Source organism: Pseudomonas sp. SbOxS1, assembly GCF_013416725.1.
In the GTDB taxonomy this organism is placed as follows: Bacteria; Pseudomonadota; Gammaproteobacteria; order Pseudomonadales; family Pseudomonadaceae; genus Aquipseudomonas.
Genome location: NZ_JAAVXC010000088.1, coordinates 1 through 634 on the forward strand (window position 1 = coordinate 1; position 634 = coordinate 634).

Annotated in this window: 1 protein-coding gene; it reads right to left on the reverse strand. The window is 64.7% G+C overall.

Annotated features, from left to right (window positions below; translation table 11 throughout):
• Positions 1-584 (reverse strand): PHP domain-containing protein (locus HFK74_RS32945; protein ID WP_180207232.1); only part of this gene is annotated, 584 nt, incomplete at its 3' end.
• Positions 585-634: the final 50 nt, after the last annotated feature.

A 634-nucleotide genomic window follows, 5' to 3' on the forward strand; every position in this document is an offset into this window, starting at 1 on the left:
GCCTGCAAGGTGAGCAGACGGCTCTCGGCGAGCGCAGCGTGATCGCTCTTGATCGCCGCTCCGACCGGTCCGCGCGGCCCGCCGGTCAGGCAGATGATGCCATCGGCCAGATTGCCGAGCCAGTCGAGCTTGGCGTGCACTGGCTCGCCGTTCGGCGTGTCGAGATACATGCGGCTGACCAGGCGCACGAGGTTTGCGTACCCCTCCTCGGTCGCGGCAATCAGCACGATCGGGAAGAGGTCGAGTGCCTGCTTCCAGCCCTGGCCGCGCTGGGCGTTGTCGCCACCATCGGCGAAGTCGATATCGACCTGGCAGCCGATCAGTGGCTGGACACCGTCCTTGGTCGCCTTCTGGGCAAATTCCAGCGCACCGAAAAGGTTGTTGCTGTCGGCGACGCAGATCGCCGGTGCGGCGTCCTTCACCGCATGGCCGACGACCTTGCCGAGCGGCAACGCGCCTTCGAGCAGCGAATAGGCGGAGTGGACGCGGAGATGGATGAAAGTCCGCGCGGAAACCTCTGGCTTTGCTTCCATTTTCAGCGCTTCACGCTTGAGGGGATCGCGTGGCGGCCGTTCACTCGACATCGAATCGTCTGCCCTTTCAGGGATGCTACGTCGCCCACATTCGGTCACGC